We start from the raw sequence: 14,288 nt of genomic DNA, 5'->3' as shown, positions 1-14,288 counted from the left end.
CACAAATATCTTTTAATAATCAAGGCAGTTCCCTTACAGAAGATGCGACTAAAAAATTCATTTGGGAAACATTGCTAAAATACTTTAACAAGTGATTCCTATTGTTGCGACTCATTCCTCTGGTGCCCACAGCTGAAGACCATGCTAGCCAATCGGCCCTTCCTACACGTAAGTATTGTTCTCGTATATCAGGTAGTCCGAACCTTTGTTCGGCTGACTCTAACACTTTGCTTTTTGATATATCGCTAGCGTAGCTATGTTCGAGTAGCTTTATTAAAATCGAACCTATCTCGGGAGTTCTTGACAAATGTTCTTCTGCAATTTTTCCGAACCAAAATAATTGTTCCTCAGTAACAACTTCAGAGTTGTCTAAATGACTCTCCATAACCTGAGCTAAGCCACTTTTATCATCGATATTCTTGCAGAAATAAAATACTTTTTTACTTAAGTTAGGAAATTTTCCAAAGAAAACTGTCAAGTATTCAAGAACATCCTCACCTTTTTCGCTCATAAATGTGAGTATCAATTCAGCATCCATTTCCTCTAGATCAGGAGTGTGGAGTAAGGAGTAGAGATATTCTTCTTGTTCGGGCGCGAGTGTAAGCTCTTCCTCAATTTCAACTTCTTCTTCTCCATTGTAGGTTTCAACTAATTCCGTTCGAACATGCAGCAACTGCTTTCTCACTTCTTCAATTTGCTCATCTACATCTGACAACGCGACTTTACCCTGTTTAGTTTTTGAATTATTGAAGCTTAACCCCTTCTCACCTGCTAAGTGCTGAATCAATAAAAAGTCATGCTGTATCATTTTTTCTGCGTCGGAAAATATATAAATATCATCCATGAACCGTAATGTCAGCTCTGATTTCAGAAGCCTAGAGTTATCAATGAATTTCAAAAACTCAGCGCCGATCACCTTACACGGGTGAATTCCTTGAGGGAGACAATCTACGCTACGACCAGAATTTATTTCCCTCAAAAACTGGCCTATACCTTCTACATCAGACTGAGCTCGACCATTATCAAACCACTTGACTAAGTCATGATGATAAATTGAGTTAAAGTACGAGGCTATATCGAGCTTTAAGCCATATTCAAACTCATTGTTAGCCTTAGATACCGCCCTCTTAAACTTACGATAAGCGGTGCTTAAGGGGATAGGTTTTCCATCTTGAAAGCGATGCCCAAAACTTAATCTATTTTCAGAAAAATCCTTCCTAAATGACGATTTATTCCTGTATACCAGATCGTAAATGTAAAATTCTGCAACAGGGTCAAGCTTAAAAGTTCGTCTTAGATGCAAACCATGCTTCGCAGCATGACACCTTGCTTGAGGAAGAAAATGCTCTTTAGTAGAACTTGAGTTAAGCACTTGCTGGTAGACATAATCACTGATCGCATTAGCATTATTCGTGATCACTATTTTGTTTGTATCTAGTGGGAACAAACCTTTGGAGAAGTCGTCTTTGAAATACTCTATTGTGTTGCTAATTGATGACATATCTTCCCTAATATTAATGGCTTGTTGATAGTAACTGATACCTGTCCTAGTTAACCCTTTTAGTCTAATCTCCGTCAACCTAAAAAGTAAAATATATGTTGCTAAAACAAAAAGCCCCAGTAAATTCTGGGGCTTTTAAATTGGCCTCTGCCTTTTCGGCAGTTATATGTCATACGATGTAGTTGTTTACTTCCTGGCCTAATTTCAGCTACCGACTCGGCAGGTCACAAGTTAATATGAAACTGATTATGTGGACTAATATTTTCAGCTGCCTATGCGGCAGGTCAATTTGGTGAAAGCAGTCCGCTGTAACCTTTGCAATTTTCAGCTGCCTATGCGGCAGGTCACACATTAATTACTAATAACGGCCGCCCTAATTAATTTTCAGCTGCCTATGCGGCAGGTCACTATTAAAGTTAGCCTAAAAGTTTATAAATTCCATACGATTAAACCAACCTTTTACAAATAACCTTTGTTTTACCGACGGCTCGTAACTCTCTGATATACAACACTCCTAAAGCTATTGAGATTTAAAAGGTTAACAACGGTACACTGCCTTTGTATTCTTTGTTTGTTGCAAAGCCATAGCTATTAAAGGTGTTTTGTATTGAGTCTGTTGGCTCCAACCTTAAATGCAGTAAAAAGTCGTTTTGATTGCTTTTACTGACGATGGGGATTTTATGAAATGCGCTAATTTCCATATCTTTCGGCACGTATTGTGGGATATATTCTTCGCCGCGAGCTTCAGCTCTGCGTTTTGCGCGTTCCATTCGCCGGCGTTTTTCACCCATAAACAACTTACCTAAGCTTTGGTCGTGGATAATGGAAACTTTACGAGCATCAGCAGGAACTAGTTTGGTAGCATTGGTCTTAAAATCTTATCAAAGATCATCCCTTCCTAGTATTTTTAGAGTTAACCAATGATATGCATGTTGTCTTCACAGAATTGATTTAATTGTCTAATAGAAATAGAAAAATTCTTAGACTTTAATTAATCTTGCAGGGCTATATTTCAATTTTTATGCGGGGTTTTACTACAAATTTGCAGACTTATACTTCAAACAACAAAACGAGGAGATTGGGTGGTAGTCTTACCAGCCACATCTCGGCACACAAGTCACACGCTGTGGCTGCTCCCTTCCGGGCCTGACCAGGTTCACATGCTATTGTTGCGAGAGGACCAATAAGACCACCATAGTGGGCCTTGTTGGGCGCGGGGTAATTATCTCTAGAATTGTTATCAGTTACAAGGAAAAACTCATTAATTACGACCAACTGCTTAAACATCAAACAATTGGTCGTAGTAATTTACTCAGCTAACTGCTTTTGCAAGGTCACTAAACGTTGTTTTACCTTTTTCATATTATTTGGCCCCATACGTAAGAACTGCTTTTGTACATCACTTAACTGCTCCCATTCAGGATACGCATAGCGATAAGTCACTGAGTTTTTGATCAAGGGTAAGGTCGTTTCAGGCACTGGGGTGTCTAATAGCTCTTCAATGGCTTGTACCAGCACACCGTTAAATTCATCTCCTTCGTAACCAATCTCTTCGTAGGCTTCTACAATAAGGGGCTGAAATTGCTGATATAAGCGTACAATTTGTGCAGTACTTAGATTAGCAAACATGGTGGCATATGGGGTATAACGCTCATAACTATTAGGGTCTGTCACTATGATATCGTCTTCTAACGCCATAAATGCCTCTGCTGGGCGATTTACTGGCATGTGCTTTTTCGCGATGGTCCCTTTGGCGGTATTATCAACAAATACCACCATGCGTCTGATCATGTCATCTGATACAAACAACTCAACCGACTTTTCTGCCATGTATTCTGCAATACGATTGCGTACCGCGTTATCGCTATCGTCCAGCTTCAAAGGCGCTGGCGCTGCAATGTTAACGTTTGCAACCGGCTCTGGCTGCACTAGGCTCGGCTGCGTATTAATCGTGGTATTAACTTGCTGTTGAGGTGCCGTGTTTTCACTATTTGACGCATTCACTGCTTGCTCTGCACTAGGCTCTGTTTGTTCTGGTTTTAAACCTGCGGTATTCAGCTGTGAGACTTGTGCTGCGGGTACTACGACATCTTGCTCAAACTTTTTATTTTCCTTCGGATTATCTTTTTTCATCGATAATACAAAAACCGCCACCACAATAAGGGCCATAGCAGCGATCGCCGCAAGCAACATTTGGCTTTGAGAAGGCTTTGATGGGGAGGAATGTTCTGACATAGCAGCTCCATTAATTGGTTTAAAAACAATATTCTTTGAATATTTTAAAATAAAAACATAAAGTAAAGGTAACAAACTTTACTTGCAAGAGTACAGCCATACATTACTGACGACGTTTGTACCAAAAAGTTCATTCTATTAAAGGGGATTTATGAGTATAAAGCAACGCAATTCAGATAAACCAAAGGTTGCTCTGTTACTCACCGGAGGCGGCGCCCGAGCTGCATACCAGGTCGGCGTACTAAAAGCGCTCGCGCAAAGTATGCCTCGCACAGCGCCATTACCTTTTCAAATCATCAATGGCACGTCAGCAGGAGCCATCAATTCTGCCGCTTTAGCCTGTTATGCTTCATGTATGCATTTGGCCGTGCGTAAAATAGAGTGGGTTTGGAAGAACTTTCATACGCACATGGTTTATAAGAGTAATTTTAGTGGCGTTTACGGCAGAATATTCTCTAATATCATGCGCAGCTTTAAAGCTGAGTTTTTAAACTTGCCGCCAGCCAGCTTACTCGATAACACTCCGCTACGTACGCTGCTCAGTGAGGTATTAGATTTATCTCGTATTGACCGAAACTTACATAGACATTATTTAGAAGCGGTGTCCATTACCGTATCTAGCTATTCTACCGGAAAATCAGTGGCATTTTATCAAGCGAATAATGTTCAACCATGGCAACGCTCAAAACGAGAAGGAGTTGCTGATAATATTACGCTTGATTTGCTCATGGCATCCAGTGCTATTCCTATGGTGTTTCCCAGTGTTCGAGTAAAACATCATTATTACGGCGATGGATCAATCCACCAGCTTTCACCACTAAGTCCATCGATTCATTTAGGGGCGGAAAAAATATTCATTATTGGTGTTGAACAGCCAAAGCCGCATCAACCTCTGGGCTACGAGCCGCACTTCCCTGGTATGTCTACCGTTGCTGGGCATTTACTTGATAGTGTTTTCAGCGACACATTACAGTCTGATTTAGAACGGCTTGAACGGGTTAATCGTACCGTGGGGTTACTACCAGCACGAGATAAACATAAAGAGTTAAAACAAGTGTCTACGCTATTAGTCAACCCATCTGAAAACTTTACTACGCTAGCTTCAGAGTACTATGATGATATGCCTATGGCAATAAAACTACTATTGCGTGGAATTGGTATAAAAAGGCATTCTCAATCAAGTTTATCCAGTTATTTATTATTTGAAAAAGCCTATACACAGAAGCTAATGGAAATCGGTTTTAACGATGGTATGGCTCAGCTTGACGAGATCAGAGCGTTTTTACACTTAGATAAAAAATAAAGCGCAATTATGCCAAGCCCTCGAGTAAATATTGCTCTGCCCGTTCAACTCGTCTTGGTTTGCCTTTTAATAATAAGATATCGTTAACCAATAACATTGTTTCTTCAACGGGCGAGTCTATCTCTTCACCATTGCGACGCAATGCGGTGATTACAACTCTTTGCTTATCCAAGGCCAACTCTTTAATGGTTTTATTCACAGCATAGGCCGATTCAGGTAAAGCGATAGCATGAAGATACTCAAGCCTATCGGTCGAGTGCTCTGATAAGTCAGCACTGTCACCCGCAAAAAAACCATGTAAGTACTCATACCTATTTTGTCGCTCTTTGCTTACCCGCTTTAAAATCCGGCGCATCGGCACACCCGACATATACAACACATGTGATACCAGCATTAAGCTTGCTTCTAGCGCTTCAGGTACCACTTCAGTCACCCCTAGCTGCTTTAACGCCTCTAAATGAATGTCGTCTCTCATGCGTACTAAAATCTTTACCTCAGGTGCGGCTTGCTTTACTGAATCTATGAGCTTTTGACATTGCTCAAAATCTCCACAAGTAATGATCAACAACCGTGCTTTATCTACACTCGCCGACTCTAATATGGCTTTTTGTCCTGCGTGGCCAAACAATACGGGTTCGCCCGCTGTTTGCGCTTCTTGCACCAGTATTGGATTGCGCTCTATTGCAACATAAGGAATGGCTTCAGGCTTCAAAAACCGGGTGATCGTTTGCCCTACTCGCCCGTAACCAAGGATCACAACATGATCATTTAACGCGTCGACCCCTAAGCCATGATGAAAGTCACCTGAGAAGCGCTCTTTGTCTAATTTAAACCAACTGAGAATACGCTCAGTTTGTTCAATTAAGTACGGCGTCAACGCCATTGAAAGCACCCCTAAAGCAATTAAGAAGGAGGCAATATTGGCATCTAAAAGTTGATGTTTGCTGGCCAGCGCCACCAGTACAAAACCAAACTCGCCCATTTGCCATAATAAAATACCGGTTGCAATAGCATCCTTTTTACGCTCTCCCATCAATTGCGCAGAAACCATAATGATCAACAGCTTAAAAAATAGCAATGCGCCTAATGCAAGTACAATGTATAAAAATGAAGACACAACATAAGGTATATCAAGCTGCATACCGACGGTGACAAAGAATAACCCCATCAAGATATCGCGAAACGGTCGTATCTCAGCTTCTAATTGATGTCGGTATTGGCTTTCACCTAACATCATTCCAGCTAAAAAAGCGCCTAATGCCATCGATAAACCAAACAAGTAAGTTAATCCACCCGCACACAATGCGACAACCAATGTGGTTAGCACAAATAGCTCATCGGTTCTAACTAACGCTACTTCATTGAATATTTTAGGTAGTAACCACTTACCCACAGCCCATAAAAACACACATACTAAGGCGCCCTTGGCCAATGCAAGGCTCAAAGCGCCGACGAGTACTTGATTGTCTGATTGTGCAATTAAAGGAAAAGCAATAAGCAACGGAACTACGGCAATGTCTTGAAACAGCAACACACCAATTGCGAGCTGGCCACTGCGTAAATTAAGTGAACCGGATTCTTTCAATAACTTTACAACAACTGCCGTTGACGAGAGCGCGACTAAACTTGCAATAACAAATGCTTCAAGCCAATTTAGTTGCAAAAACCACAACAATACAGTACCTAATAACGTGGTCAATACAACCTGTAAACTACCTAACCCGAACACCAAATGACGCATTGCCATTAATCTAGGAACTGAAAACTCTAGCCCAAGACTAAATAATAAAAACACAATGCCAAGTTCAGCTATAAAGTGCATTTCATAGCTAATCGTCATCCAGCCAATACCATGGCTGCCAGCAAGAATACCTGTCACTAAATAGGCTAAGATTGCAGGTAAACCAACGCGTTTAAACAACCACACTAAAATTACAGCGGCAAGTAATAGCGCAAACACTTCGGCAAATATAGTCTGCAAACAGCCTCCTGAGCGTCAAAAAGTTGCTAATTAAATGAACAAGCTTTCATTAACTATAGCAAGCAACTGTTTTTCAGCCAGTTTAAATTTATGGCACGAATTTAGCTTTATATTCCCCATAATTGTATTTAGGGGAATTATAAATGGAGAATGTCCATATTTTGACTCAGCGAATGCCCACGCGTGGCGACTATTTGCCGTTTAGTAACGAGCAATTCACGAGTCAGCCAGAGCCAACTCATCGCTTAGTTGAGCAGTTACAAACAACATTACAGCTCGACGAACAGCTCACCTTATTTGCCGACTATGCAAAACGTATTATTAAATTATCTGGCCTACAGTTCCACTCCTCCTTAGGCGTGGCGCAAATGAAAGATAGTGACAATCAATATACACCTTATACTTTTGATCTTGAGCTTAATGGTGAGCATTTAGGGCAACTCGTTTATTTTTGCCAGTATCAATTAAGCAGTAGTATTCAGAACAAATTGCGTCATTTACACAGTGCTCTACTTTACCCACTTCGCAATGCACTGATGTACAGCCGAGTTTTACAGCTAGCAACTAAAGATTCACTAACGGGGCTCAACAACCGCAGTCAATTTAATGACAATCTTGCACAAAAGTTAGAGCGTAGTCGGCGCCACCACCGTAGTTTTAGTTTAATGATATTAGATTTAGATAACTTTAAGGCAGTCAATGATATACATGGGCACAAAGCCGGTGATGATGTACTCATTGAGTTTGCCAACATTTTAAAACAGTCAATTAGAGCAACTGACAGCGTGTATCGATTTGGTGGGGATGAATTTGCGGTGTTAATTGATGACCCTGAATTTCCTACTAATAAATTAATCGCAGAGCGTATTATGGCAACCGTGCAACGGTGTGGTCTGTTAGCAAACTTTGGTGTAACAACCAGTATTGGATTTACACTGGCTGCAAGCCATGATTGTGAAAACGTAATATTTTCACGAGCTGATAAAGGTTTATACAAAGCAAAAGCGGCGGGACGAAACTGCGCTCGCGCAGTTTGATAATCACTGGCTCAGCCCCCCTAGCTGAGCCTTTTCTCACTCACTTACCTATTATTTACTCAGTTTACTAACGTACATATGATAGAAAAATAACAGCAATGCCATACCAAAAAAGAAGCCATTTATTACCCATGCTAACGCTATAAATGTCGGTAGCTCAGTGACGATGATCAGTACCAAAGGCGCCAACACGGCCATAATAAAAAAGATACCACCTTTACCATGCCAATAAGCCAACAGTGTCACACTGGTCAATTGACCGAGCAATACAGCATAAATAACATTGTTGATATTCATTGCTTGATTAAGGAATAACATCAAAAAAATAAGCCCTGTGAGTAATAATGCCCAAGGGGATTGCTTAGCCAATGAAGCGCCAATTTTCAGATTATCTATCACTGCGTTCTTCCCAATAAATTCCACACTCTTGCGTTACGTGATCGTGGTTAAAATAATACCCAACCACTTGTACCAACACATCGTTATAATAAATCAGTGGTACCAATGCACGCTGCCAAGTTGGCACTTTGGCATCTTTCAACCAATGCTTAACCGTGTTTCGTCCGGGTTTAAATTGCGGTTTTATTTTATCGTTTAAACACCCAAACCTAATCGACACAACTTCATCAGGGTGTGGCGCTCGAATCCCTTTTCCTTGCTTTACGCATAAAACATAGCCGGTCTCAAACATCACAGAATCTAGGCCGACATTGCTTTTTTCAATTGGCTTATCTTGAGTGACGACCCAGTACAGCAGGCCTCTGTAGCGTTTGATTGAACCCGACTTTAAATCAATATTTAATTGCGCATCTATTTTACTCGTTAAGCTTTGTACTAGAATCTGTTCAAGCTGCACCAATGACGGCATTGCCACATTATGCAGTGCTAACCACGCTCTGACGACGTTCTTTTGCCTTAACGGTGAAAGGTTCGCTAATTTTGCTAAATCTACACATCGCGACTCTCTTTGATTACAGATACTAAGGGCTAAATCATCTTGCGTGATTTCATCAATAAGTTGCTGCTGTTGCTGCAATAATTGAATGCTTCTCAACGCACTAGGTAACAAACCTGAAAAACGTGTTTTTAATTGGGGAATTATTTGGTTACGCAAGAAATTTCTATCAAAGTGATCATGCTTATTTGATTCATCCTCAATATGAGAGAGTGCATAGTGATCAGCAAATGCTTCTATGTCATCACGACTTACATGTAGTAAAGGTCGGATACACTCGCGTCCATTGGGTAACTGAGTACGCGCTCGCATCGCTCCTAACCCAAGTAAACCAGACCCTCGCTTTAATCGTAATAGAAAGGTTTCAAGTTGATCATCACCATGCTGACCCAATACGATAAGTGCATCATCAGACGCCTGATTATGCAATGCTTTATAGCGTACATCGCGTGCCTGCGCCTCAACACTGTGCCGAGCTTTATGTTCAACATCAACATATTCATACTTAAATGGCACTTGTAACTGTTTGCATAGCCTGTCGCAAAAGTGTAGCCAATCGTCAGCATAGACTGATAAACCATGGTGAACATAAACCGCTTCTATGTCCACATTTGATGTGTCTCTTAAAGCCACACATAGATGCAGCAATACAACTGAGTCAACGCCACCCGATAAAGCAACACATAATGTTTGCCGCGTTGGGTTTAGCTGATGTAACGCAGTATTAAACTGCTTAAATAAAAAACTCGATTTCATAATATAGAACGCAAAAAAGCCGCTATTGCGGCTTTTTACGCTAATTCATCTTACTTAGCAATAACCGAAAGACATTAGCCTGTTATAACGTTGCTCCAACATTTCTTCTGTACTTAATGCCTGAAGATCTGTCAGGTCGCGTTTTAACTGCGCTTTCAAGTTTTTCGCCATCACATCATAATCACGATGCGCACCACCTAGAGGCTCATCTACAATGCTATTGATGAGATCTAATTCTTTAACGCGTGTAGCTGATACACCCATCGCTTCTGCAGCTAGTGGGGCTTTATCTGCACTTTTCCAAAGAATTGAAGCACACCCTTCTGGAGAAATAACCGAGTAAGTGCTGTATTGCAACATATTAACTCTGTCACCTACACCAATAGCTAAAGCGCCACCAGAACCACCCTCACCAATAACGGTACAAATAGTCGGTACTTTCAATGCAGCCATAACTTTTAAATTACGGGCAATTGCTTCACTTTGACCACGCTCTTCAGCACCCACGCCAGGATAAGCGCCAGGAGTGTCAATGAAGGTAATTATTGGCATTTTAAAGCGCTCAGCCATTTCCATTAAACGTAAGGCTTTACGGTACCCTTCTGGCTTAGGCATACCAAAGTTACGCTTAATCTTCTCAGCTGTATCACGCCCTTTCTGTTGACCAATGATCATGACCGGCTGACCTTCAAAGCGTGCAACACCGCCTAAAATAGCAGGGTCATTCGCGAATGTTCTGTCACCAGCAAATTCATCAAATTCAGTGAAAATACGTTCAATGTAATCTCGAGTATAAGGACGAAGAGGATGACGTGCCAATTGAGAAACTTGCCAAGCACCTAAACCAGAAAAGATTTTTTCTGTTTGCTCAACATTCTTCTCTTTCAGTCGAGAAATTTCATCTTCTAAGCTCAGATCTAAACTACCTGAACGGCTAACATTTTGTAATTCTTTAATTTTTGCTTCCAATTCTGCAATTGGAAGCTCAAAGTCAAGATAATTGAGACTCATGCTCTAAACTACCTATTAATTAAAATTCTAGTTCTATTTCTTGCGCCGCCATTTGCGACAACCGAGTTATTAGGTCATCTGTAGGCGTCACACACCATTCGGTCCCAAGCGTTAGCTCTGCTAACGCATCTGGACGCTGGTACATAACTTTTATTGGACATGTACCAAATTTATAAGGTTCTAACACTTTTCGCAATTTATCGAAGAAGTTTTCGTCTATTTGCACCATATTTAGCGTCATTTTAATTGCTCTAATACGTTTTTCACGTGCTTGAGCTATGGTACAGACATCTCTGGCAGTCATTGTAATGCCACCAGAGAAGTTATCAAAGCTGACCTGTCCAGATATTACCAAGATTTGGTTAATTTGCAGCAATTCTTGGTATGTTTCAAACTGTTCAGGGAATAAGCGTACATCAATTCGGGCACTTTTGTCATCTAAAGTTATTAACCCCCAGCGATTCCCTTTTTTATTTATTAACGTACGCGCATTAATCACTAAACCAGCAGCTGTTGACTGCACATCTCTATTCGTTGGCTGCAAATCAACTAATTTACCCGATGTATAGTGCCTCAATTCTCGTCGATATTGGTTTATAGGATGGCCCGTTAAATAAAGTCCTAACGTTTCCTTTTCCCCATCTAACCACTCATTGTCAGTCAGAGGCCTTGCCAGTACAAAGGCTTGCTCAACTTCTTCCGGTTCTACAGCCAACAATCCAAATAAGTCAGACTGACCAATCGCTTCTGCTTTATGGTGTTGCTCCGCAGACTTCATGGCATCTTTTACGCTAGCAAGTAACGTTGCTCTTCCTGCTTGTGTGCCATCAGGCCCTAATTTATCCAATGCACCGGCATAAATCAGCTTTTCTAGTACACGTTTATTTAACCGCTTTAAATCAACACGTGCGCAAAAGTCGAATAGATCTTTGAATTCACCACCTTGTGCCCGACACTCCAAGATGGTGTCTACTGGTGCTTCACCAACGCCTTTAATAGCACCAATACCATAGACGATCTCACCTTTTAAATTTACAGTAAATTTATATTCACCAGCGTTTACATCAGGTGGTAACAAGGTCAACTTCATGTTTTCACATTCATCAACCAAAATAACAATCTTTTCGGTGTTATCCATATCTGCTGACATAACCGCAGCCATGAACTCAGCAGGAAAATGCGTTTTCATCCACAATGTTTGGTAAGACACAAGTGCGTAAGCGGCCGAGTGAGATTTGTTAAAGCCATAACCTGCAAACTTCTCAACCAAGTCGAAGATTTTCATCGCCAACTCACCATCTACACCGTTATTGACTGAGCCTTCTTCAAATGTTGAACGCTGCTTGGCCATTTCTTCTGGTTTTTTCTTACCCATCGCGCGGCGTAACATATCGGCCCCACCAAGCGTGTAACCAGCCAACACCTGGGCGATTTGCATTACTTGTTCTTGGTACAAGATAATGCCATAGGTCGGCTCAAGAATAGGCTTTAAGCTCTCATGCTGCCACTGTACGTCGGGATAAGAAAGTTCTTCACGGCCATGCTTTCGGTCAATAAAGTTATCTACCATGCCCGACTGAAGTGGACCGGGCCGGAACAGCGCAACCAGTGCAATCATGTCTTCAAAGCAGTCAGGTTTCAGCCGTCGAACCAAGTCTTTCATACCGCGTGATTCTAACTGGAACACCGCTGTTGTTTCAGCGCGTAACAGCAGCTCAAAACTCTTGCGGTCATCCAATGGAATAGCCGCAATATCTACATGCTCTTTACCTTCTCGCGTAAGACGTTCATTGGCCATATCGAGCGCCCACTGCAAAATTGTCAGTGTTCTCAAACCTAAGAAGTCAAATTTAACCAACCCAGCGGTTTCAACATCGTTCTTATCAAACTGAGTAACGGGAAACTTCCCTTCATCATCACAGTACAACGCAGCAAAGTCGGTTATTGTCGTCGGAGATATAACCACACCACCGGCGTGTTTCCCAGCATTTCGTGTACAACCTTCTAAAATTCGGCACATGTCAATGAGATCTTTTACTTCCTCATCGCTGTCATATACTTCAGGTAAGCGGGGCTCTACATCAAATGCTTTCGCAAGGGTCATGCCTGGATCACCAGGTACCAATTTAGATATGCGGTCAACAAAACCATACGGGTGGCCAAGCACCCTACCTACATCACGTATTACCGCTTTTGCGGCCATAGTACCAAACGTGATGATCTGAGACACAGCATCTCGGCCATACAACATGGCAACGTGGTCGATGACTTCATCTCGGCGATCCATGCAAAAGTCGACATCGAAATCCGGCATTGATACACGTTCAGGGTTCAAGAACCGCTCGAAAAGTAGATCGAACTCAAGTGGGTCCAAATCGGTGATCTTCAAGGCATAAGCAACCAGCGAGCCCGCACCAGATCCGCGTCCAGGCCCTACTGGAATATTGTTATCTTTACTCCATTGAATAAACTCCATTACAATCAGAAAGTAACCTGGAAACCCCATCTGGTTTATAACGTCTAACTCTAATTGCAGTCGTTCATCATACTCAACGCGCTTTGATTGTCTGTCCTGTTCATCAGGAAATAAAAACAGTAACCGTTCTTCTAAGCCATCTCGGGAGACCTTAACCAAGAAATCGTCAATTTTTAGCTCCCCAGTTGGATAATCTGGGAGGAAATAAGTCCCCAGCTGAACGGTGACATTACATCGTTTTGCTATTTCAACGGTATTTTGCAATGCCTCAGGAATATCACTAAACAACTCCTGCATTTGTTCTGCTGTTTTTAAATACTGCTCTTTAGAAAAACGTTTAGGCCTGCGTTTATCTTCCAGTGTATAACCGTCAAATATCGCCACACGAATCTCATGGGCATCAAAGTCTGCTTCATGAAGAAACACCACTTCATTCGTCGCTACAACAGGTAACCCTCGCGTAGTTGCAAGCTCCACAGCCGCATGCAAATAGGTTTCTTCATCGGCTCTACCTGTACGAATGAGTTCTAGATAGAAATTATCAGCAAAATGTTCTTCATAAAATTGCACCGTTTCATCTACGAGTTGTGGGTTACCTTTTAGAAGCGCTTTGCCTACATCGCCATCTTTACCTGCGGAGAGTAAAATCAACCCTTCTTTATGTGCAGCCAACCATTGCTTATCAACAACAGGACGGTGAAATACGTGGCCCCGTTGGTATGCTTCAGATATTAATAAGGTGAGGTTTTTGTATCCAGTATTGTCTTTGGCTAACACCACTAAGCGTGACGGTTCATCAGGAAACTGGTCGCTCTTAAGCCAAATATCAGCACCAACAATGGGTTTAATACCTGCGCCGTGCGTTGTGCCATAAAACCGTACTAAACCACAAAAGTTCATTTGGTCCGTAATCGCAATCGCAGGCAACTCTAACTCTTGCGCTCTTGCAACAATAGGCTTCGTTTTTGCCAAACCATCAACCATTGAAAAGTCACTATGAACTCTTAAATGCACAAAATCAGGTACTGCCATC

General features: G+C 41.6%; 9 protein-coding genes, 1 other RNA gene, 1 pseudogene and 1 CRISPR repeat array. Of the genes and pseudogenes, 2 read left to right on the top strand and 9 right to left on the bottom strand.

The window, feature by feature from the left end; genetic code table 11:
• Positions 1-19: 19 nt before the first annotated feature.
• The 4 genes and pseudogenes from drt5 to J8L98_RS04855 all read right to left on the bottom strand — a co-directional run bounded on the left by drt5 (position 20) and on the right by J8L98_RS04855 (position 3,736).
• On the bottom strand, positions 20-1,501 hold the full coding sequence (drt5, locus tag J8L98_RS04870; protein ID WP_210995534.1) for an antiviral reverse transcriptase Drt5: 1,482 nt from the start codon (positions 1,499-1,501) through the stop codon (positions 20-22).
• 200 nt (positions 1,502-1,701) lie between these two features.
• Positions 1,702-1,909: a CRISPR direct-repeat array (repeat unit 29 nt; unit sequence AATTTTCAGCTGCCTATGCGGCAGGTCAC).
• 122 nt (positions 1,910-2,031) lie between these two features.
• A pseudogene (locus J8L98_RS04865) lies at positions 2,032-2,352 on the bottom strand (type I-F CRISPR-associated endoribonuclease Cas6/Csy4); the annotation flags it as partial.
• 238 nt (positions 2,353-2,590) lie between these two features.
• An RNA gene (ffs, locus tag J8L98_RS04860) (signal recognition particle sRNA small type) lies at positions 2,591-2,687 on the bottom strand.
• A 122-nt stretch (positions 2,688-2,809) separates the two neighbouring features.
• The gene (locus J8L98_RS04855) at positions 2,810-3,736 is read right to left on the bottom strand and encodes a DUF3014 domain-containing protein (RefSeq protein ID WP_210995533.1); all 927 of its coding nucleotides are present in this window, start codon (positions 3,734-3,736) and stop codon (positions 2,810-2,812) included.
• 151 nt (positions 3,737-3,887) lie between these two features.
• Here J8L98_RS04855 and J8L98_RS04850 point away from each other — a divergent pair, with 151 nt between their 5' ends.
• Positions 3,888-5,039 carry a patatin-like phospholipase family protein gene (locus tag J8L98_RS04850; protein WP_210995532.1) on the top strand — a complete coding sequence of 384 codons (1,152 nt, stop codon included), beginning with the start codon at positions 3,888-3,890 and terminating at the stop codon, positions 5,037-5,039.
• A gap of 7 nt (positions 5,040-5,046) precedes the next feature.
• On the opposite strand, the gene J8L98_RS04845 is transcribed toward J8L98_RS04850, so the two are convergent.
• Positions 5,047-7,020 (bottom strand): monovalent cation:proton antiporter family protein, encoded by a 1,974-nt coding sequence (locus tag J8L98_RS04845; RefSeq protein ID WP_210995531.1) that lies wholly within the window; start codon positions 7,018-7,020, stop codon positions 5,047-5,049.
• A gap of 143 nt (positions 7,021-7,163) precedes the next feature.
• Here J8L98_RS04845 and J8L98_RS04840 point away from each other — a divergent pair, with 143 nt between their 5' ends.
• Positions 7,164-8,057, top strand: coding sequence for a GGDEF domain-containing protein (locus tag J8L98_RS04840; RefSeq protein ID WP_210995530.1), 894 nt, complete (start codon positions 7,164-7,166; stop codon positions 8,055-8,057).
• Positions 8,058-8,108: 51 nt separating this feature from the next.
• Here the strand turns inward: J8L98_RS04840 and J8L98_RS04835 are convergent, their stop codons facing one another.
• From J8L98_RS04835 to dnaE, 4 genes are read right to left on the bottom strand one after another with little or no spacing between them, the layout of a single operon-like run.
• Positions 8,109-8,456 (bottom strand): hypothetical protein, encoded by a 348-nt coding sequence (locus J8L98_RS04835; RefSeq protein WP_210995529.1) that lies wholly within the window; start codon positions 8,454-8,456, stop codon positions 8,109-8,111.
• Entirely contained in the window at positions 8,446-9,768 is a 1,323-nt protein-coding gene (tilS, locus tag J8L98_RS04830) for a tRNA lysidine(34) synthetase TilS (RefSeq protein ID WP_210995528.1), read from the bottom strand. Before tilS ends, J8L98_RS04835 begins: the two co-directional genes overlap by 11 nt.
• A gap of 54 nt (positions 9,769-9,822) precedes the next feature.
• On the bottom strand, positions 9,823-10,779 hold the full coding sequence (gene accA / locus J8L98_RS04825) for an acetyl-CoA carboxylase carboxyl transferase subunit alpha (protein WP_192508258.1): 957 nt from the start codon (positions 10,777-10,779) through the stop codon (positions 9,823-9,825).
• A 19-nt stretch (positions 10,780-10,798) separates the two neighbouring features.
• A complete protein-coding gene (gene dnaE / locus J8L98_RS04820) occupies positions 10,799-14,287 on the bottom strand; it encodes a DNA polymerase III subunit alpha (RefSeq protein ID WP_210995527.1) in 3,489 nt (1,162 codons plus the stop codon).
• Position 14,288: the final 1 nt, after the last annotated feature.

The sequence above is a fragment of the Pseudoalteromonas sp. MMG013 genome (assembly GCF_018100885.1).
In the GTDB taxonomy this organism is placed as follows: domain Bacteria; phylum Pseudomonadota; class Gammaproteobacteria; order Enterobacterales; family Alteromonadaceae; genus Pseudoalteromonas; species Pseudoalteromonas aurantia.
Note: the sequence above shows the minus strand (reverse complement) of the source record. Positions and strands in the feature narration are given on the sequence as shown.

What these genes read in the sequence shown, in the direction of transcription:
- drt5 (WP_210995534.1), bottom strand. Translation starts at nt 1,501, where the DNA reads ATGTCATCAATTAGCAACACAATAGAGTATTTCAAAGACGACTTCTCC.
- J8L98_RS04855 (WP_210995533.1), bottom strand. Translation starts at nt 3,736, where the DNA reads ATGTCAGAACATTCCTCCCCATCAAAGCCTTCTCAAAGCCAAATGTTG.
- J8L98_RS04850 (WP_210995532.1), top strand. Translation starts at nt 3,888, where the DNA reads ATGAGTATAAAGCAACGCAATTCAGATAAACCAAAGGTTGCTCTGTTA.
- J8L98_RS04840 (WP_210995530.1), top strand. Translation starts at nt 7,164, where the DNA reads ATGGAGAATGTCCATATTTTGACTCAGCGAATGCCCACGCGTGGCGAC.
- tilS (WP_210995528.1), bottom strand. Translation starts at nt 9,768, where the DNA reads ATGAAATCGAGTTTTTTATTTAAGCAGTTTAATACTGCGTTACATCAG.
- accA (WP_192508258.1), bottom strand. Translation starts at nt 10,779, where the DNA reads ATGAGTCTCAATTATCTTGACTTTGAGCTTCCAATTGCAGAATTGGAA.
- dnaE (WP_210995527.1), bottom strand. Translation starts at nt 14,287, where the DNA reads ATGGCAGTACCTGATTTTGTGCATTTAAGAGTTCATAGTGACTTTTCA.